Source organism: Streptomyces sp. GESEQ-35, assembly GCF_017948485.1.
GTDB lineage: Bacteria > Actinomycetota > Actinomycetes > Streptomycetales > Streptomycetaceae > Streptomyces.
Window position 1 is genome coordinate 18,054 of sequence record NZ_JAFFSX010000010.1, and the last position, 16,910, is coordinate 34,963.

23 protein-coding genes and 1 pseudogene are annotated in these 16,910 nt (G+C 68.1%); 9 read left to right on the forward strand and 15 right to left on the reverse strand.

Annotated features, from left to right (window positions below):
• Positions 1–13 precede the first annotated feature (13 nt).
• From KCH87_RS20575 to KCH87_RS50090, 4 genes and pseudogenes are all read left to right on the forward strand, one after another.
• Positions 14–592 carry an ester cyclase gene (locus KCH87_RS20575; protein WP_210587646.1) on the forward strand — a complete coding sequence of 193 codons (579 nt, stop codon included), beginning with the start codon at positions 14–16 and terminating at the stop codon, positions 590–592.
• Positions 593–625: 33 nt separating this feature from the next.
• Positions 626–938, forward strand: a pseudogene (locus KCH87_RS20580) (NAD(P)H-dependent oxidoreductase); the annotation flags it as partial.
• A gap of 210 nt (positions 939–1,148) precedes the next feature.
• Positions 1,149–2,081 (forward strand): LLM class F420-dependent oxidoreductase, encoded by a 933-nt coding sequence (locus KCH87_RS20585; protein ID WP_210587647.1) that lies wholly within the window; start codon positions 1,149–1,151, stop codon positions 2,079–2,081.
• Between the two features lie 385 nt (positions 2,082–2,466).
• Entirely contained in the window at positions 2,467–2,595 is a 129-nt protein-coding gene (locus KCH87_RS50090) for a hypothetical protein (protein ID WP_282612967.1), read from the forward strand.
• A 377-nt stretch (positions 2,596–2,972) separates the two neighbouring features.
• Here the strand turns inward: KCH87_RS50090 and KCH87_RS49140 are convergent, their stop codons facing one another.
• A complete protein-coding gene (locus tag KCH87_RS49140; protein WP_308298869.1) occupies positions 2,973–3,245 on the reverse strand; it encodes a pirin family protein in 273 nt (90 codons plus the stop codon).
• A gap of 300 nt (positions 3,246–3,545) precedes the next feature.
• Between KCH87_RS49140 and KCH87_RS20595 the strand changes: the two genes are divergently transcribed.
• Positions 3,546–4,043, forward strand: coding sequence for a MarR family winged helix-turn-helix transcriptional regulator (locus KCH87_RS20595; protein ID WP_210587649.1), 498 nt, complete (start codon positions 3,546–3,548; stop codon positions 4,041–4,043).
• 405 nt (positions 4,044–4,448) lie between these two features.
• On the forward strand, positions 4,449–4,868 hold the full coding sequence (locus KCH87_RS20600) for an ester cyclase (protein WP_210587650.1): 420 nt from the start codon (positions 4,449–4,451) through the stop codon (positions 4,866–4,868).
• Between the two features lie 9 nt (positions 4,869–4,877).
• On the opposite strand, the gene KCH87_RS20605 is transcribed toward KCH87_RS20600, so the two are convergent.
• On the reverse strand, positions 4,878–5,081 hold the full coding sequence (locus KCH87_RS20605; protein ID WP_210587651.1) for a hypothetical protein: 204 nt from the start codon (positions 5,079–5,081) through the stop codon (positions 4,878–4,880).
• Between the two features lie 105 nt (positions 5,082–5,186).
• Here KCH87_RS20605 and KCH87_RS20610 point away from each other — a divergent pair, with 105 nt between their 5' ends.
• From KCH87_RS20610 to KCH87_RS20625, 3 genes are all read left to right on the forward strand, one after another.
• The gene (locus tag KCH87_RS20610) at positions 5,187–5,720 is read left to right on the forward strand and encodes a nuclear transport factor 2 family protein (protein WP_308298870.1); all 534 of its coding nucleotides are present in this window, start codon (positions 5,187–5,189) and stop codon (positions 5,718–5,720) included.
• A gap of 600 nt (positions 5,721–6,320) precedes the next feature.
• Positions 6,321–6,905 (forward strand): MEKHLA domain-containing protein, encoded by a 585-nt coding sequence (locus KCH87_RS20615; protein ID WP_247196524.1) that lies wholly within the window; start codon positions 6,321–6,323, stop codon positions 6,903–6,905.
• A 38-nt stretch (positions 6,906–6,943) separates the two neighbouring features.
• Positions 6,944–8,623 carry a ketol-acid reductoisomerase gene (locus KCH87_RS20625; protein WP_374199010.1) on the forward strand — a complete coding sequence of 560 codons (1,680 nt, stop codon included), beginning with the start codon at positions 6,944–6,946 and terminating at the stop codon, positions 8,621–8,623.
• A gap of 83 nt (positions 8,624–8,706) precedes the next feature.
• Here KCH87_RS20625 and KCH87_RS20630 read toward each other — a convergent pair whose 3' ends face one another.
• The 13 genes from KCH87_RS20630 to KCH87_RS20690 all read right to left on the reverse strand — a co-directional run bounded on the left by KCH87_RS20630 (position 8,707) and on the right by KCH87_RS20690 (position 16,898).
• Positions 8,707–8,874, reverse strand: coding sequence for a hypothetical protein (locus tag KCH87_RS20630; protein WP_308298871.1), 168 nt, complete (start codon positions 8,872–8,874; stop codon positions 8,707–8,709).
• Positions 8,875–9,052: 178 nt separating this feature from the next.
• Positions 9,053–9,295 carry a hypothetical protein gene (locus KCH87_RS20635; protein ID WP_210587652.1) on the reverse strand — a complete coding sequence of 81 codons (243 nt, stop codon included), beginning with the start codon at positions 9,293–9,295 and terminating at the stop codon, positions 9,053–9,055.
• Between the two features lie 179 nt (positions 9,296–9,474).
• Positions 9,475–10,302: an alpha/beta fold hydrolase gene (locus tag KCH87_RS20640; RefSeq protein WP_210587653.1), complete on the reverse strand. Its 828-nt coding sequence runs from the start codon at positions 10,300–10,302 to the stop codon at positions 9,475–9,477.
• A gap of 110 nt (positions 10,303–10,412) precedes the next feature.
• Positions 10,413–10,820 (reverse strand): M20/M25/M40 family metallo-hydrolase, encoded by a 408-nt coding sequence (locus KCH87_RS20645; protein WP_210587884.1) that lies wholly within the window; start codon positions 10,818–10,820, stop codon positions 10,413–10,415.
• A 72-nt stretch (positions 10,821–10,892) separates the two neighbouring features.
• Positions 10,893–11,051, reverse strand: coding sequence for a muconolactone Delta-isomerase (locus KCH87_RS20650; RefSeq protein ID WP_210587885.1), 159 nt, complete (start codon positions 11,049–11,051; stop codon positions 10,893–10,895).
• Between the two features lie 4 nt (positions 11,052–11,055).
• Complete coding sequence (locus tag KCH87_RS20655; protein WP_247196526.1) at positions 11,056–11,283, reverse strand: hypothetical protein; 228 nt, start codon at positions 11,281–11,283, stop codon at positions 11,056–11,058.
• A complete protein-coding gene (locus KCH87_RS20660) occupies positions 11,280–12,446 on the reverse strand; it encodes an amidase (RefSeq protein ID WP_210587654.1) in 1,167 nt (388 codons plus the stop codon). The genes KCH87_RS20655 and KCH87_RS20660 overlap by 4 nt, the downstream gene beginning before the upstream one ends.
• On the reverse strand, positions 12,443–12,958 hold the full coding sequence (locus tag KCH87_RS20665) for a flavin reductase (RefSeq protein ID WP_308298872.1): 516 nt from the start codon (positions 12,956–12,958) through the stop codon (positions 12,443–12,445). The genes KCH87_RS20660 and KCH87_RS20665 overlap by 4 nt, the downstream gene beginning before the upstream one ends.
• A 53-nt stretch (positions 12,959–13,011) precedes the next feature.
• Entirely contained in the window at positions 13,012–13,959 is a 948-nt protein-coding gene (locus KCH87_RS20670; RefSeq protein WP_210587655.1) for a PDR/VanB family oxidoreductase, read from the reverse strand.
• A gap of 48 nt (positions 13,960–14,007) precedes the next feature.
• A complete protein-coding gene (locus KCH87_RS20675; protein WP_210587656.1) occupies positions 14,008–14,769 on the reverse strand; it encodes an SDR family NAD(P)-dependent oxidoreductase in 762 nt (253 codons plus the stop codon).
• Positions 14,766–15,293: an aromatic-ring-hydroxylating dioxygenase subunit beta gene (locus KCH87_RS20680; protein ID WP_210587657.1), complete on the reverse strand. Its 528-nt coding sequence runs from the start codon at positions 15,291–15,293 to the stop codon at positions 14,766–14,768. The genes KCH87_RS20675 and KCH87_RS20680 overlap by 4 nt, the downstream gene beginning before the upstream one ends.
• Positions 15,283–16,542 carry a Rieske 2Fe-2S domain-containing protein gene (locus KCH87_RS20685; protein ID WP_210587658.1) on the reverse strand — a complete coding sequence of 420 codons (1,260 nt, stop codon included), beginning with the start codon at positions 16,540–16,542 and terminating at the stop codon, positions 15,283–15,285. The genes KCH87_RS20680 and KCH87_RS20685 overlap by 11 nt, the downstream gene beginning before the upstream one ends.
• Complete coding sequence (locus KCH87_RS20690) at positions 16,539–16,898, reverse strand: hypothetical protein (protein WP_210587659.1); 360 nt, start codon at positions 16,896–16,898, stop codon at positions 16,539–16,541. Before KCH87_RS20690 ends, KCH87_RS20685 begins: the two co-directional genes overlap by 4 nt.
• Between the last annotated feature and the right edge of the window lie 12 nt (positions 16,899–16,910).

Below are 16,910 nucleotides of genomic sequence, written 5' to 3' on the forward strand. Positions count from 1 at the left end.
TAAGGAGATCGGCATGAAGTACTGGCAGCGCATCGCCGTGGGTGCAGCCCTGACCGCCGCCGTGGGCGGCGTGACCGCCGTTGGCTCCGGGGCGAACGCGCAAACTTCTGTCCACCGGGCTGCCGCTCCGGCGTCTGCGGGAATGGTCCATGGCGGTGAGTCCGCGAGGGTTGCGGCCAACAAGCGAGTGGTGAAGGCGTTCATACAGGACGTCCTCAACGAGCACCATGGGGATCGCGCCGCCCGCTATCTGACCCCGGATATGGAGTGGCACGGCGGCACGGTCGGCAACGTGGCCGGCCGAGACAACGTCGCCGGGCTGTTGTCGAGTGTGGTGAACTCGATCCCTGACCTGCACGCCGCCGAACAGGACATCTTCGGCCAGGGTGACAAGGTTGTCGTGCGCCTGGTCGTCACCGGCACACTGCAGGCCCCCCTGCTGGGCATACCCGCCAGCGGGCAGTCGGTCCGATGGGACGCGGTCGACGTCTACCAACTGCGGGACGGCAAGATCAGTGAGGAGTGGGCCGCCGAGGACTTCACCGCGATCCTCAACGACACCGGTACCTACAAGGCGCCCTGGATTCAGTGATCCGCACCCGATCGGGCGCGCGGCCCAACCTGGTGGTCGGCGCACGCCACGGTCACCAACGACATCCCGGTGGCGACCGTGGCCGACATCGAGTGGGCCGACGCCGTCATCTTCGGCACCCCCACCCGGTTCGGCAACACAGCCAGCCAGTTGAAGCAGTTCATCGACACGCTCGGCGGGCTGTGGGCGCAGGGCAAGCCGGCCGACAAGGTCTACAGCGGCTTCACGGCCACGGCCACAGCCACCGCGCACGGTGAAGTTCGCCGACGGCAACCCCTACAGCACCAGCCACGTCAACGGCCAGGGAGCCATACCCGTCGACGACACCGCCTGGGCCGCCGCCCGCGCACACCCGGTGACACCTGCTGACGCGTCTGATCGGCTCGCGGAGCCTCGTGCGGGCTCCGGACGCGACCTGGTCGGCGACGCAGGGGGCCGCACCAGCTTGATTCCGCCGAAAAGTGCACCAAGCGACTCAGACCTCCGGTCCGCCTTACCCGAGCCCCACGATCACCTTGTGTTGAAGCTGAAACCCATCGCATAGGAGCGCACAGTCATGACGACCCGGCTTGGACTCGGCCTCCCGCAGAATCGGCAGTACGACCTCGGCAAGGACGTGCCCGACGTGGCACGCGCCGCCGAAGCGATCGGATACGACAGCCTCTGGGTGTATGAACGGGCGCTGTTCCCGGAGCCCCAGACCCAGCCCCTGTACGGCATACCGGGCCTGCCCTGGCCCGACGCGTACCGGGGCGTCGCCGAGCCGCTGGTCACGCTGACCCTCGCTGCGGCGGCTACCGAGCGGGCCGAGCTGGGCACCGCCGTGCTGGTCGCCCCATTGCACATCCCCTTCCGGCTGGCGAAGTCCCTGGCCACCCTGGACACGGCGAGCGGCGGCCGGGTGATCGCAGGCCTCGGCACCGGCTGGTCCCTCGACGAGTACGCGGCCTCCGCGATCCGCCCCTTCGAGGAACGGGGCAAGGTCATGGACGAGGTGATCGAGGTGTGCCGGGCGGTGTGGGGCCCGGACCCGGTGATGTACGAGGACGGCCGGATCACGAAGATTGCCTCGGCTGTCGTCGGCCCCAAGCCGGCTCGCCCCATACCCATCCTGTTGCCCGGGAACACTCCGCGTGCGATGCGCCGACTCGTCGATCACGCCGACGGCTGGGTTCCCGGCGCCGATGGGGCCGGTCAACTGGCCGCGCAGTGGAGGCAGTTGCAGGACCTGGCCGCCGAGCGTAACCGCACCGAACCGCTTCGGACGGTGGTGCGCGTCAACCCCATCTACTCGGCCAAGCCGCACGGCGGCCAGGACCGACAGCCCTTTCAGGGCAACGTCGAGCAGATCGTCACCGACCTGATGGAGTACGCCGAGATCGGCCTTGACGAGTACCTGATCGACCTCCAGTGGTTCACGCGGGACGCACAGGAGTTGAAGGCCGTGGCCGCAGAGGTCTACTCGACAGCCCGGGCAGCCGGCTTCTGATGGGTTCGGCCAGTCCTCAGGGAAGCTCGACCGGGGCGGTCTCGTCGCAGGTCGTCGCTGGAGCCCGGTTTGGCCCCGGTAGGTCCTCGCCCGCCGAAGTGGTGTGGCCCTATTCATGACTCGCAGGATCAGGCACACATTCCGTGAGGCCGTTCTTCGGCTGCTGAGTGATTCGTCTGATGACGAGCACTCAGGGGACGGGGGGGCCTGCCCTGGATGTGCGGTGACGTCCAACCGAGTGCACAGCACGTATTCCGGCCGCCGCACGCCTGCAGCCCGGCGAGTTCTGGAGGCTGTCGCCGTCGCGCCGGCTGGCCGAACCGGGAGCTGTCTCGTCGCTGTCCTGCACGCACCGGTGAGTCGGACGACACTGCTTCGGGCGGTCATGGCCATGCCCGATCAGGCCTGGACCCTTCCCAGGGTGCTGGGCGTCGATGACTTCGCCATCCAACGCGGACAGCATTTCGGCACCCTGCTCACCGACTGCGAGACCAGCCGGCCACTCGATCTGTAGCCCGGCCGTGACGCTACGACCCTGGCCGGCTGGCTGCGGGAACATCCCGGCTCCGAGATCACCTGCCGTGACCGGGCCGGTCCTTGGGTCGAGGGCGCCCGCACCGGGGCTCCGAGCGCGATCCAGGCCGCCGGCCGTTCCACCCCTGGCAGAACCTCGGCACTGCCGCCGAGCGCAACGTGCGCCGCCACAACAACTGTTTGAAGGCGGCCGCCGTCAAGTGCTGAGGGCCTGACGAACGACGCTGCTGCCGGCCATGCGGACGCCGGGAAGGAATCGTTGCCCATCGAGGACATGGCATCCACGAGATCGCCCGGGAACTACACACGAGCGGTAGCACCGTGCGTCGCACCGTCTGCGCCGAGACCCCCGACGAATTACTGACCGGACGGAGCCAGCCCGGGGTAGATCACGCCGGAGTGGCCGCTGGAGTCCTGGTGGACCAACGAGCCCCGAAGAACCCAGGTGACGATCTCCATATCCCGGTGCGGGTGCGTTTCGAAACCCGTACCCGGCTGCACCAGGTCCTCATTGTTGACCAGCAACAGACCGTGGTGCGTGTTGGCCGGATCCGGCTGGTGAGCGCCAAGGGAGAACGACTGGTTGGAGTCGAGCCAGGACAGCCGGCTCGCCTTGTCGCTGCCCGGCACGTCGCACGTCCACGGCAGGCATGCGATACCAGAGACCCAAGACCTCCGAGCGCCTGCTCTGCCGCCTAGTGGGCCCGGACTATTTTTAACATTCAACGTTCGCCCTACGCCTCGATCGCGTGAGCGTTCAAGTGATGCGTTCGGATCCCGTAAGAGGAGGTCCGACGTGGCAACCTCTCCTGCCCACGGAACCAGGGCTTCTCGTGGCCCGCCGGGTCGACTTCGCAGACCCGCTCGCCCCTGCTGGAGCTGGATGATCCAGGCCTTCGTCCGCCGTGGCGAGGCTGATACGCTCGCCGAATGTCCACCCCTGACTCGCCTCGGCAGGCCGACGAGCATGCCGACCAGTGGCTGACGCCGCCCGAGTTGGCGTCATGGATGTCGGTGGTGCGTCTGATCACCCGGCTTCCGTGGGCCCTCGATGGCCAGTTGCAGCGCGACGCGGAGCTGAGCATGGTCGAATACATGGCCATGGCGACGCTGGCCAAGTCGCCCGAGTGGACCTTGCGCATGAGTGTGCTTGCCGAGCACACCAGTTCGTCACTGTCCCGGCTGTCGCACCTGGTGAAACGATTGGAAAGTCGTGGCTACGTCCGGCGCGAACCGGACCCGGGTGATGGACGCTTCACCAACGCCATCCTCCTGCCCGACGGCATGAGGAAGCTCGAATCGGCTGCGCCCGGCCATGCCGCCTACGTCCGGCACCTCGTGGTGGACAACCTCTCCGGTGAGCGCCTGCGCCGACTCGGCCAGGACGCCGAGCGCATCCTGCAGCGCATCGACTCACCCGTGCGCTGAACGCGCCGGTCGCGCGCCCCAACAGGCGCCTCACTCCGACTCGGCGGCGGTTACCCACACTCTGGCGGCGGCGCAGCCACCACCGCACCCCCGCCATGCAGCTCGAGTGTTTGACTCGCGTTCGGCGCCGGGTCACCCAATTGCCACAACGTCAGTCTTGCGTGGACCAATCACTTGAGTGTTAAAGTCATTGGTGTGAAGGCGGGGCTCGCCACAAACGGGGTTCTGTCGCACCGGCCTTTGCGGGGCCGCCGTAGGGCGCTCCCATGCGACGCGCCGTACTTCACTTCAGGAACGACCCGGCGCCGCCCAGAGCACCTGCACCGGTGGTGCCACTTCATTACCCCTCGTATGCCGGCTCCACCTGCGGGGTGGTACCGGCCGTGTGAACCAGGAGGACCGGAAATGCACCCCAACGAGAAGATCGCTCGCCGTTCCTATGAGCTTGCCGAGGTGGTGGACGCCGCCGGCTTCATAGACGCGTTCACCGAGGACGGGACCTTCAACATGATGACGGTCCCCATCACCTACCGGGGCGCCGAGCTCGGCACGATGGTCGAGAGCCTCGCCGCTGCGTTCCCCGACATGCACCGCGAGCTTCGGCGGGTCTACGTGGTCGGCAAAAACATGGTCATGGTGGAGCTGCGCCTGCAAGGCACCCACCTCGGCCCGTTCCGGACGGCCAACGGCATCCTCCAACCGACCGGCAGGCGCGTCGACGTCCCCACCCTGGACATGATCGAAATCGTCGGCGACAAGATCAAACAGTTCGACTGCTACCCGATGGGCACCGTCAGGCTCCGCCAGCTCGGCGTGCCGGCCTGACACGGCCGCCTAGGGCATCACGGTCAACGTCGTTTCCTCGGCGTTCACCGTCACGCCTTGATTGGCAAAACGGTCGTCGGCGGGGCGGCCGCGCCGCCCGGCATCGACTGACTCCTCGCCGACGAAGAGGCGAGCAAGCGCACCGCCGTGCCCGAAGACATCGTCGGCACGGTGCCGTTCCGCACCGGCGACGACGTCGAGTTCGTACGCCACCGACGGCGGCTGCACCCGCAGCCCCGGCCCCGATCAGAGTCACCTGTGTCCGCCTGAAGCCCATCGTGAAAGGCAGTACCGATCATGCCTGAGTTCGATTCCTCCGTGAACCGTCGTTCGTTCCTGGCCGGGTCAGCGAAGATTGCGGCCATCCCGGCGCTCGCTGCCGTGGCCGGCGGTGTCCTCGCCGAGCCGGCCGCCGCCGACTCCCAGGGAAAGTCCACGGTTAGCAACAACGAGAGCATCATTCGCCGTGCTTATCAGATTGCCGACGACGTGGACATCCCCGGCTGGACGGCGTTGTTCACCGAGGACGGGACCTTCACCGACGTGTCGGTCCCCTTCACCTACGTCGGCAACACGCTCGACAAGCCGATCGCGGACTACGCGAAGGCGTTCCCCGACATCCACCGTGAGCTTGAGCGGGTTTTCGTGGCTGGCAACATGATCTTCGTGCAGTTGCGCCTGCAGGGCACCCACACCGGCCCGCTGGTGACGCCCAGCCGCACCATCCCCCCGACCGGCAAGCGCATAGACGCCCCCTGCGCCGATGTGTTCGAACTCAAGAACGGCAAGATCAAGCGGTTCGACCACTACCCCGAGTACACCGTCATCGCCTCGCAGCTCGGCGTGTCCTGAGTCGGCGGTAACCCGCGCACCTCCAGGTCCGACCCTCCAGGCCCTGGTCGGCCCGCGAACAGGCGACACGTGGGCGCTCATGCCCCATCGGGGAGTCGTGGCGCGCGTGGGCGAAGCGGTCGTTTCCGGAAGCTTCCTGATGGTGTACCCAATACCGCCTCTTCAACGGTCGATCGGCTGCGACAGCCGCGAACTGTCCGATGGCGAAGAGGATGTGTCGCTGGGACCGCATCACGCAGCCAATAGGGCAAGATGAGTGGGTGTCGAACATGGGACTTCGCCGCCAGAGGTGCAACCGACAGGAAAGCGGCCCACGCCGGGGGTGAATCATCACCATTGGGATCGGCGCCGCCGGCCGGCAACCGGGCCAGAGTCTCCGCGTCCTTGTGCTCCACCACGTGATGGGCGGGTGTCCAGTAGTCACTCGCCAAGGCATCCAACCGCCACCGCAGCACATCCGCCAGCGACTAGCGGCGCATGCGGCGTGCATGCCTCGTCCGGCACTGAGCGACGACCCATGTTCCGTTGTGATCCCTCCATCCCCTTCGATGAATGACGAGAGGCGGATCTCAATGGCCATGCTGTTCTACGACGCCGCCGATGACGGCCGACAAGAACCGGCGCGAGTCAGCCGTCGCGCGCCGCGCAAGCCGATGTGCCGGAATGAGGCCTATGTCTGAGCACGGCCGAGCCGAAACCATCGATGGCGCACACCTGCCGTCGCAGAGCCGCGACATGGCCTTCGCCCACCTTCTCCTGTCCAGTTATCAGCGGCTGACGGGCAGTTCCTTGTGTCCTCCGGGGTTCTTGCACACTGGTGAGACGGTCCGCTGGCTCTACGAGGCGGCGCCCTTCGGGCTGCTCGCGCATGGCACGGGCGCGGATCCAATCTTCGTATACGCGAACGCAGTGGCACAGAAATGCTTCGAATACAGCTGGGAGGAATTCGTCCAGCTTCCGTCCCGGCTGTCCGCAGACTCGGAGGCGCAGGGCGACAGAGAGGCATTCGTGCGATCGGTGGCAGAGCATGGATTTGTCTCCGGTTACCGAGGCATGAGACTCGCCAAGTCCGGCCGCAGATTCTGGATAGAGGACGTCACGATGTGGAACCTCGTGGACGCCGACGGCTCTTACCACGGCCAGGCCGCGGTGTTCCGGTCGTGGACGGACGGCCGAGAGGGGTGAGTGGACAGCCCATTCGGCCGGACGCGTCGACTTCGGTGATGAACTCGGCTGAGCGCGGCACTGGATGCAGCGAGCGGCAAGGTGATCGGTTCCTTGCACCGTCGGCATCGGGCCGAGGAGTTCAAGAAGACCTGGCTGCTGGCCCACCCCCGCTTCCACCTGCACTTCACACCCGGGACCTGTCGGCCACCGGACACACAAAAGAGCCAACCTCAAACAGACAACATCAAACAGACGAAGGGGAGCGCGTGACATCTGAACTGGACTTCGAGACCGCCGTATTCGACAGGGAGTACATCACTCTTGGTGGGCGCCGCGAAGCGATCGTGCGGGGCGGGCGTCATCTGTTTGACCGGCTGCCCGCGGCTTTCGAGGGTGTGCGACAGATTGGGGTCATCGGCTGGGGGTCCCAGGGACCTGCCCAGGCGCAGAACCTGCGGGACTCCCTCGGTGATGCCGTCAAGGTGACTGTCGGGCTGAGGAGCGGATCGCGATCCGTTGAAGCCGCTCGTGCGGCCGGGTTCAGCGAGCAGGACGGCACGCTCGGAGACATGTTCGACGTTATCGCAGCATCGGACATGGTGCTCCTGCTGATCTCCGACGCGGCTCAGGCCGAACACTTCCGGGAGATCTTCGCCGCTTTGCGCCCGGGTACGACCCTGGGCCTCTCCCACGGATTCCTCCTGGGTCACCTCACCGACATCGGCGAGACGTTCCCGTCGGATGTCGACGTGATCGCAGTCTGTCCCAAGGGCATGGGGCCGTCGGTGCGCGCCCTGTACGTGCAGGGCGCCACGGTCAACGGAGCCGGTATCAATGCCAGTTTCGCCGTCGAACAGGACGTGACCGGCCACGCCGTCGACCGCGCCCTCGGTTGGTCCGTCGCCCTGGGTACCCCTTATACCTTCCAGACCACGCTGAAGTCGGAGTACCTGTCGGACCTGTCGGGCGAACGCGCCATTCTGCTCGCGGGTGTCCACGGCATCGTCGAAAGTCTCTACCGCCGCTTCCGCGATCACGGCATGAGCGACGAAGATGCCTTCCGCCACTCCGTGGAGTCGGTCACAGGCCCCATCTCGAAGACGATCTCCACCGATGGCCTGATCGGCGTCTACCGGCGGCTCGACGCCGATGGCGCCAAAGTCTTCGCAGACGCCTACTCGGCCGCCTACCCCGTCGGCCTGGAGCTGACCGCCGAGATCTACGACGAAGTCAGCTCGGGCAACGAGATCCGCAGCGTCATCATGGCCGGAAAGCGCTTCGACCGATTCCCCATGGGCAAGATCGACCAGGCCGACATGTGGCGGGTCGGCCAAACCGTCCGTGCCCACCGCACCGCCGACATCCCCCTCAACCCGTTCACCGCTGGGGTCTTCTGCGGGGTCATGATGGCCCAGGTCGACTTCCTGCTCCAGCAGGGCCACCCCTACTCGGAGATCGCCAATGAGTCGGTCATCGAGGCCGTGGACTCGCTCAACCCATACATGCGCGCCCGCGGTGTCGCCTACATGGTGGACAACTGCTCCACCACCGCGCGCCTGGGCGCCCGCAAGTGGGCACCCCGCTTCGACTACCTGCTCACCCAGAAGTCCTATCCGGCCGTGGATGAGAAGGCCGTCGACTCAGCCCCGTTCGCGGCCTTCGAGCAGCATGTCATTCACGGAATCCTCCGTGTCTGCTCCGAGATGCGCCCGTCTGTCGACATCTTCGTCGAATAGGCCTCAACTCTTCAGTCCGGCCTCAGGATTGTCGGGTACGGGTGTGTAAGCGGTGGGTGCGGCGGTAGGCGGCGGCCACCCGGTCAGGTTGTTTCGGGCGGTCCCGGCCGAAGCCGACGGTGGAACTCATCGAACGCGAAAACCCGGTCGGAGAAGCGGTCCACCATTTCCTCAATCCGGTCCGGCTTCGCCTCGCGGTCGGGGTCCGGCCACTCCTTGCACACCTTGGTGCGCTGGAAGGCGGGCTCCACCCATTTCAGAGCAGCTCACCGCGGTCCGGCTTTTCCGCGCCGTCGCGGCGGAGCCGGGCGAGGGAGGCGCCGTCTGCCTCCTTGGCAGGCAGTCGTTTGGTTGTCTGGATTCCGGTGGCCTTTGGCCTGGTCCCCGTGGTGGCCGGCTCGGCGCCGATGGGAGCCAGCGCGAGCCAGTTCAGCAGGCCGGCTGCGCATCGGGCACGCTGTCGACGACGCTCGGGAGGTCGAACACGATGTCCTGCCGGTCAGGTTCGTTGGCCGGCAGTTGCATCAGTACGTTGCCGTCGGCACCGCCGGGATCGGTAACGATCTTGCCATCGGGTAGCCGGTAGGTGTCGAGCATGGCGGCGCCCATGCCATCTCCGCCCGCCGACATCCCCGCGTTCTGCAGTTCGACGAGTTCAGGCTGCTCGGTCACCCAGTCGAACGTGCGTCCGTACGAGAGGTCCCTCGGTCGCCGCCAAGGCGAGACCGCCAATTGCGCCTACGCCTTGGCCGGCACGTCTGATGAAGCCGATGTGGATGCGCACCTCCCGATGCCGTCTGCGTACGGTCGCCTCGAAGCGGGCCTTGTCGGAGATGACGTTGGCCTGGGTGTCAGAGGTGTGGCGGCAGGTCCGAGATGAACTGCTCCAGCAGGGCGGCCAGTTCCTCCGGAGTCTCCTCCTGCGGCGCGTGTCCGGCGCCGGTTATGACCTGGACGGAGCCGCGCCACAGGGTGGGGGCGTGGAGCTTGTGGAGGTAGTCCAGGCTGACGAACTGCTCGTCGGCGCCGTGCAGGATGGCCAGCGGTCTGCCCAGGGTGCCCACGGCTTCCACCTCATCGGCATACGACGTGCCGGCCAGGCCGGCTCCCAGCTCGCTGCGGGCCGCCGGGTCCGTGGCCAGGATGTCGGCGACCAGTTCAGCGGTCGGCAGTGGTGAACCCGGGGCCAGGCAGGAGGCGGCGTAGGCGAGAGCGCTGTCCCGGTCCACGTCGGCGGTGAAGCCGGTCTGGAGCGAGGGGTTGGGCAGGAACGCCTCGGGAATGTCCGCCGGCCCGCTGACGGGCGGGGTGCCGAAGATGACAAAGCCGGCCGCGTCCGGCAGTGCGGCGGCCGCCTCCAGCGCGATGTGGCCGCCCAGGCTCCAGCCGACGATCACCGCATCCTGTGCGTCGAGCGCCTCGACGAAACCGGTCAGGACGGCGGCGTAGCCGGGCAGGGAGTACACACCCGAGCCTGCCGCCGGTGCCGGGGACGCTCCGTGCCCGGGAAGATCGAGTGCCAGGCAGCGGTGGCGGCGGCCGATGGGGCCGTCCAGGAGATGGTTCCAGGTCCTGGACGAGGAGGAGTTGCCGTGGATCAGGACGACCGGGCGTTCCTCGCCGTGGCTTTGCCGATAGGCGATGTCCAGGTCTGACACGCGTACCAATTCGTGGGTCATGAGGACTCCTTGGAGGGACTACGGGTGGCTCTGCGGCCGGTGGGGTCGCGGACGGTGAACATGGGCCGGAGCAAGTGAACATGGGCCGGAGGAAGGGGAGCCGGAATCGGTCACGGCTGAGCCAGTCTGCGCAGCGCGAGTTCGGCGTAGAGGGCCGCGCCGTCGGCGAGCACAGTGTCGTCGAAGACGGCGTGCGGGGAGTGGTTGTAGGCGGCATGGGCGGGGTCGGCGCCGGGTGAGCAGGCGCCGAAGGTGACCAGGGCGCCGGGGACCTCGTGCAAGACGCGGGAGAAGTCCTCGGAGGCGGGGAGCGGGGTGTCGGCCCAGGCGAAGCGTTCCTCGCCGTGCAGCTCCGCGACGGTATGGGCGGCGAACTCGGCCTCGGCGGCGTCGTTGACGGTCACCGGGTAGCCGGGTTCGTAGACGATGTCGGTCTCCAGCGCGTGGGCCGCGGCGATGCCGCGTACGGTACGGACGATGCCGTCCTTGGCACGGGTCCGGGCGGTTTCGGAGTGGATGTCTGGGCGGTCGGCACTGGTCCCGCGCGGATGAGGTCGAAGCCCTCATCCGCTGGCTCAGGGGACCGCCCGTCAGCGGATGGCGGAGGGGTGCCGGGCCAGCGGGGTCACGGTGATGTTCATGTGGGGGAAGAGCGGCAGGCCCCACAGGATGTCGTTGAGCCGGTCGTTGTCGGGCACGTCGAAGATGCTGAGGTTCGCGTACCGACCGGCGCAGCGCCACAGGTGCAGCCACTCACCGGACTGCTGGAGCTGCTGCGCGTATTCCTTCTCCGATCACGGACGCCTGCGTCTCGCCGTAGGTGAACGGGCGGGGCGGCGCGTCGGCCACGCCGGTCAGCCCTGCGTCGGTGTGGACGCGGACGAGGACGTGTTCGGCGGTTCGCACCTCGCCGCTCGCGAAGCGCAGGGGTTTGGTGTACGGGATCGCGTACGGGACGGCCTCGATCGCGGTGATCTTCACTGGATGGCCTCCTCGGCTCTGCGGGCGACACCGAGCAGGCGGCCCACTCGGTCGGGGTGGCCGACCAGTTGGAGGCCGAGCGGCATGCCGTGCGGGTCGCGGTGGCCGGGGACGGTCACCACGGGCAGGCCCAGCAGTTGCCAGGGGCGGCTGAGAACCGGGTTGCCGGTGGCGTCCAGACCGTGCGGGGCGGGGCCTGGGGCGGCCGGGCCGAGGATCGCGTCGACACGGGTGAGGAGTTTCAGGACCGCGGCGCGTGCCGTGCGGGCGGTGATGAGCGCCGCCCGGTACTCGTCCTCGGGGGTCTTGCGGCCGCGTTCCAGGAGGTTGTTCAGGTGGCTGCTCAGCGACTCGGGGTGCCGGGCCTCGGCGGCGAGGGTGCGGGCGGCCTCGTAGGCCATGACGACGGCGTGGGCGTCGGCCAGTTCGGGTGTGCTGAGGACGGGATCCAGTGCGTCCGCCCCTAGCGCACGGGCGGTGCGCTCCAGTACGTCGAGCATCGCCGGGTCGATGTCGGCCAGTTCGGTTCCGCGCCACACCAACACCCTCATGGAACGCGGGTCTTCGGCCGTGGTGCCGTCGACGGCCTCGATCGCCGCGGCCAGATCGGCGACCCGGGCCGCGAGCAGCCCTGGCGCGTCCAGGCTCGGGCTGAGGCCGGTGAAGCCCTGTGTGGACCAGGCGCCCACGGGAGCGACGTACCCGGCGACACCGCAGTAGGAAGCGGGTCTGGTCAGTGAACCGGCGGTCTGCGAGCCCAGGGCGAGGGGCACCACGCCCGCGGCGACGGCGGCGGCCGAGCCGCTGGAGGAGCCGCCCGGGGTGTGGGCGGGGTTGTGCGGGTTACGGGTGGGGCCGGGCTGGAAGTACGCGAACTCGGTGGTGACCGTCTTGCCCAGCGGTACGGCGCCCGCCTGGCGCAGCCGGTCCACCAGCCAGGCGTCGCCCTCGGCGACCCGGCCCCGACGCAGCACGGAACCGCACTCGGTGGGCAGCCCGGCGACGTCGATGATGTCCTTCACGCCGAACGGCAGGCCGTGCAGCGGACCGTCCGCGACCTGCCGCGCCGCCGCGCTGGCGCCGTCCGCGTCCACGCGAACCCAGGCGCGGATCTCCGGCTCGGTCTGCTCCAGGCGCACCAGCGCGTCCTCGACCGTGGTCATGTCCCCGCGCCTTCGGGGAGGAGGGGCGCGGCGTCGAGCCGGTGGAACGCCCGGTTGTAGTAGACGAGGCTCTGGCCGCCGGCGCGGGTGCGGATCTGCTCGATGTCGATGAACAGCACGCTGTGGGAGCCCATGGGGACCGTGTGCTTGATCGTGCCGACCGCGGTGACCAGGGCGTCCTTGAGGACCGGCACGTCGTGGGTTCGGTCCCAGACGTCCCAGGTGAAGCGTTCGGCCATGGCGACCTTGGTGGCTCCGGCGAAGTGCAGGGCGAGTTCCTGCTGGTCTCCGCCGAGGACGTTGAGCCCCACGCGTCCGTTCGCCTTGAAGACGTCGTGCATCGCGCTCCCGCGGTTCACGCACGCGAGGATCGTCGGGGGATCGTCGGTCACCGAGCAGACGGCGCTGAGGGTGATGCCGCAGCGGCCGTTCGGCCCGTTGGTGGTCAGGATGTTGACGGCTGCCGGAAGGTGAGCCATCGCCTCCCGGAAGTCGGTCCGGCTGGGGGGCACGGTTTCCCCCCTCCTCTCGTTGTCGTACGTCTCGTTGTCGTACCTCGGAGCGCTCACCACAGCTCGACTACCAGCCGCGGCGACTTCGCACGTGACACACAGGCGGCGATCTGATCCCCGGCCGCCTTCTCCTTCGCGGACAGGCAGTGGTCCCGGTGGTCGGGTTCGCCCTCGACCACCCGCAGCACGCAGGTCCCGCAGATGCCCTCGCGACAGGAGGTCTCCACCGGGACGCCGTTCTCCTCCAGCACCTGGGCAATGCTCTTCCCGGACGGCACGGCGTATACCTCACCCGTGTCGAGTTCGACCTCGAAGGCTTCTCCCGCGTCGGACGGCTCACCGGCCTGGAACAGCTCGGAGTGGATCTGCTCCTCGGGTACGCTGCGGGCCGCGAGCGCGGTGACACGGTCCATGAAGCTCCGCGGACCGCAGGTGTAGACGTGTGCCGCCGCCGGCAGGCAGGCCAGTTCCGCGGCGAGCGCCTCAGCGGCTGCCTCCCGGCCGAGCCCGCAGTGGAAGACGACTCGGCCGGCGAACCCGGATTGCCTGAGCAGTCCGTCGAAGGCCGCCTCGGCGCGGCTGCGCGTCACATAGTGCAGCCTGAACTCCTCGCTGCTGCTGTGCAGTTCGTACGCCATTGCCAGCAGCGGTGTGATACCGATGCCCGCCGCCACCAGGTGGTGCTCGACAGCGTCCCGGGCGAGGCCGAACAACTGCCGGGGCGTGCCGATGGTCAGCTCCGTGCCCGGTCCTGTCTTGTCGTACAGGGCCTGGGAGCCGCCGCGTGAGGGGGCTTCGCGTTTCACGGCGATCGTGTAGGCGCCGGTGTCTTCCGGCGGGCCGCACAGCGAATAGGGACGGGTGATTCCGGTGGGCCCGGTCACGTCGATGTGCGCGCCGGCCTCGTAGAGGGCGAGGGCGGCACCGTCGGAGCGGACGAGCCGGAGGACCTTGATGGTGTCGGTTTCATCGACGGTGTCGGTGACGGTGACAGGGAACATCCGTCTGCCTTCGGGTTCGGGTGTGGAGCTGACGCGCCGACGGCGCTGTCAGCGCATGTACAGGCCGCCGTTGGCGTCCCAGCAGGCTCCGGTGACCGCGTCCGCGTGTTCGGAGGCGAGCAGGACGGCCATGTCGGCGATGAACCGGGGGCGCCCCAACCGCTGTACGGGGATGGCCTGTTCGATCGCGGCGAGCTGGGCGGGCGGAACCATCGCGCGGACCACCGGCAGGTCCTGCGGTCCCGGCGAGATGGCGTTCACCGTCACCCCGTTCGGGCCGAGTTCGCGGGCGAACACCTTCGTCAGGGTCGCCACTCCGCCCTTCGCCGCGGCGTAGTGGGCGCCGGTCGCCGTGCCGCCGTTCTGGCCGGCGAGCGAGGCGATGTTGACGATGCGTCCGTAGCCGCGCTCGGCGAAGTAGGCACCGAACACCTGGCAGCCGTAGAAGGTGCCGTTGAGGTTGGTCGACACGACCGCCTCGAAGCTTTCGGGGCTGATCTCCATCAGCCTTTCGACCTTGGACTGCCCGGCGTTGTTGACCAGCACATGAACCGCGCCCCAGCGTTCCACCAGGTGGTCGCGGACCCGGGTGAAGGCGTCCTTGTGGCGAACGTCCAGCGCCAGCCCGACCGCCTGGCCGCCCTCCGGATCGAGGCCCGCCGCCGCTTTGACCGCGGCCTCCTCGTCCAGATCGGTCAGCGCGACGCGGTAACCCCGGTCGTAGAGCCGGCCCGCGATGCAGGCACCCAGACCACCGGCCGCCCCGGTCACCAGCGCGACGTGCGGCATCTCCTCCTCGTGCGGGCTCACAGCAGGAACCCCGACGCCGTGACGGCGTCCTCGGAGTTGACCAGCCGCACGATCTTCCGGGAGATGCGCGGCCCGTCCGCACCGAACACGATCCGATGGGTGACGTCGGCGGCCAGGACGAAGGTCTCCTCCCGCTTGTAGCCGACCAGGATCTGCGCGGAGCAGACCTCGATCGCGTCCTCCTCGCGTCCCGTCACCACGAACCGGGAGACCGAGCGGACGGTACGGGCCGCGGCCGCCGCCGAGATGGAGAACCCGCCGGTGAGGCGCTCAATACGCATACGGCGCATACGGTCGTCGTCGTAGACGAGGTTGAGGCGGGAGGCGAAGTCGGTCGCCTCGCGGTCGATGGGGACGACGTACTCGCCGCCCTCGGACCACAGTCCGTCCCATTCCTCGTAACGTCGGGCGTCCAGCAGATGAGCCTCGCGCCAGATCAGCGACACGGCGGCGAGGGCACGGGGGTCGTCGAGCGGGAGTTCCGCGACCTCGTCAATCGCCGTGCCTGGGGCGTTACTTGGCATGGGTCATCATCCTCTTCCACATCGCGTACGCCTCCCGCATCCCGGTCTCGTCGGTCGCGTGGGAGGTGGGCTGCCCGAAGTCGTTCGGCTTCTCGCGGCCCAGGCCGCGGTTGACCAGGATCGGCATGTCCGTGCCGCCGGCCACGCCGCGCTGGACGCGGTTCCACGCCTCGGCGTCGTCGGGGCTGCCGAAGCCGAAGGGGCCCTGGAAGTGCTCGTGGATGCGTAGTCGTTCGCGGTTGACGATCTCCGGGCCGCCGTCGAGGCCGAGGGCGATGTGCCGGATCTCCGTCTCCGCGACCGAGACCGGACGCAGGACGCGGAAGAACGACATCGACATGGCCACGTTCGGGAACAGGTTGAGGTTGAAGCCCGCGCCGTGCATCGAGCGCACGATCCGCCGCACCCGCTCCGGAGGCAGGTCCTTGGACAGCTCCTCGACGACATGGCTGAAGCGGTCCTGGAGCTTCTCGGTACCGTCGTCGACGTCCAGGTCGACGTGTTCGGCGACGGAGACGGACACGCTGTGGCCGTTGCCGAGGGCATGGGTGACCGCGGTCTCGTCGGTCATGATCGACAGCATGCTCGCGGTCTCGGCGTCGACCGAGGACATCCAGGAGCGGTGCACGATCGGGAAGTGGTACCAGTCGGTCGTGTTCTCCAGCTGGATCTTCCAGTTGCCCCGGAAGCGGAACCTGTGCTCGCCCTGCACCTTGATCGGATAGCCGGCGCCCTGCTTCATGAAGCGGTCGATCCACAGGCGGGCCCCGCCGAGGAAGTCCTCCAGCGGCTCGATGTCGTGGTCGAAGCTCGCGAAGACCATGCCCGCGTACGTGCCGACCTTGACCCGTTGCAGCGGCATGTCCTTCTTCTCGACGACGTCCTCGTAGCCCTCGGGGTACGGGATGCCGCGCAGGGTGCCGTCCAGGGCGTACGACCAGGCGTGGTACGGGCAGGTGAAGCCGTTGCCGTTGCCCTTGGGTGTCTCGCAGACGCTGGCGCCGCGGTGGCGGCATCGGTTGAGCAGGACGTTGATCCCGCCCTTGCGGTCCCGGCTGACGATGACGGGTCGGCGGCCGACCCACGCCGTCTTGAAGTCGCCGGCCTTGGCGACCTCGCTCTCGTGTGCCACCCACACCCACGTGCGGTGGAAGATCCGGTCCATCTCGCCTTCGAAGAGGGCCGGGTCGGTGTAGAGAGTCCCGGCCACGCGGTCGGACTCGACCAGGGAGGAGACGTCGGGGTTCATCGGGCCACTTCCGGCTCAGGAAGCGGCCGGCCGACGCGCGCCTCGATCTTCATGTAGCGCCACAGGCCGTGGTCGCCGACCTGGACGGTGCGGAAGAGGTTGCAGGCCGCGGCGACGGTCGGCTGGTCGACGACGTCGGCGAGGACGTAGCACGTCCAGGGCCAGGAGTCGGAGGGGCCGACCATGTGCAGGTCATCGTCGACGGTGCCGAGGACCGTGACGCCGGGCAGCTCGTACAGCTGGGTGAGCATGGTCGTGAAGCCGTCCCAGACTGACTTGCCCTGACCGGTCGGAAGGTCGAAGAAGTTCTGGTTGACGCCGATGCAGAACAGCACCCGCAGTGGTGCGTCGGACATGGGTTTCCTGCC

Bases quoted from the DNA above. Each gene is read 5' to 3' on its own strand.
- KCH87_RS20575 (WP_210587646.1), top strand. From the start codon at position 14: ATGAAGTACTGGCAGCGCATCGCCGTGGGTGCAGCCCTGACCGCCGCC.
- KCH87_RS20595 (WP_210587649.1), top strand. From the start codon at position 3,546: ATGTCCACCCCTGACTCGCCTCGGCAGGCCGACGAGCATGCCGACCAG.
- KCH87_RS20685 (WP_210587658.1), bottom strand. From the start codon at position 16,542: ATGAACCCCGACGTCTCCTCCCTGGTCGAGTCCGACCGCGTGGCCGGG.
- KCH87_RS20585 (WP_210587647.1), top strand. From the start codon at position 1,149: ATGACGACCCGGCTTGGACTCGGCCTCCCGCAGAATCGGCAGTACGAC.
- KCH87_RS20680 (WP_210587657.1), bottom strand. From the start codon at position 15,293: ATGCCAAGTAACGCCCCAGGCACGGCGATTGACGAGGTCGCGGAACTC.
- KCH87_RS20670 (WP_210587655.1), bottom strand. From the start codon at position 13,959: ATGTTCCCTGTCACCGTCACCGACACCGTCGATGAAACCGACACCATC.
- KCH87_RS20625 (WP_374199010.1), top strand. From the start codon at position 6,944: ATGAACTCGGCTGAGCGCGGCACTGGATGCAGCGAGCGGCAAGGTGAT.
- KCH87_RS20615 (WP_247196524.1), top strand. From the start codon at position 6,321: ATGACGGCCGACAAGAACCGGCGCGAGTCAGCCGTCGCGCGCCGCGCA.
- KCH87_RS50090 (WP_282612967.1), top strand. From the start codon at position 2,467: ATGGCCATGCCCGATCAGGCCTGGACCCTTCCCAGGGTGCTGGGCGTC.
- KCH87_RS20600 (WP_210587650.1), top strand. From the start codon at position 4,449: ATGCACCCCAACGAGAAGATCGCTCGCCGTTCCTATGAGCTTGCCGAG.
- KCH87_RS20690 (WP_210587659.1), bottom strand. From the start codon at position 16,898: ATGTCCGACGCACCACTGCGGGTGCTGTTCTGCATCGGCGTCAACCAG.
- KCH87_RS20640 (WP_210587653.1), bottom strand. From the start codon at position 10,302: ATGACCCACGAATTGGTACGCGTGTCAGACCTGGACATCGCCTATCGG.
- KCH87_RS20660 (WP_210587654.1), bottom strand. From the start codon at position 12,446: ATGACCACGGTCGAGGACGCGCTGGTGCGCCTGGAGCAGACCGAGCCG.